This window comes from Rhodoferax sp. RT5P35, assembly GCF_056521385.1.
In genome coordinates this window covers 1,713-2,187 of the sequence record NZ_JBWMAX010000039.1, presented here as the reverse complement: position 1 = coordinate 2,187, position 475 = coordinate 1,713, and the positions used below count along the sequence as shown (strand labels likewise).

The 475-nt window shown below is 45.7% G+C and carries 1 protein-coding gene; it reads left to right on the top strand.

What is annotated here, in order from left to right:
* A partial coding sequence (locus AC097L_RS23260; RefSeq protein WP_479589115.1) for an alpha/beta hydrolase occupies positions 1 to 475 on the top strand: 475 nt, incomplete at both ends.

Sequence of the window (475 nt, the reverse complement as noted above, 5' to 3'; positions counted from 1 at the left end):
GTTAATCCAGGAGCGGTATGGGGTAGAAGTGGTTTTATTTTCATGGCCTTCCAACACCGGTGGCCTGGTGTTCACCGAATACCGCGCAGCCCGCAGAATTGCGCAGGCATCTTTTGGCGCGCTGGATTCTTTACTGGAAAAATTTTCCAAGTTCACAAAATATTGGATGGACCAACAAAGCACAAAATCATTGCTGGCCTGCAATACCACCATCAACTTTATGGCGCACAGCCTGGGAAACTATTTATTTGAGCATTACGTTTTAAGCCAGGCTTACCAAGAAGAAACCCGGCTATTTACCAATATCATTTTGAGCCAGGCTGATGTCAACAGCAACGACCATACCAAATGGGTGGAGAAATTGGTTACGGGCCAAAGAATCTATATCACCATCAACGAAAACGACAAGATTCTGAGTTTGGCAGACAACCTGAACCCACCATGCCTGGGTAAAACGTTTGCAAATCTGGTTTCC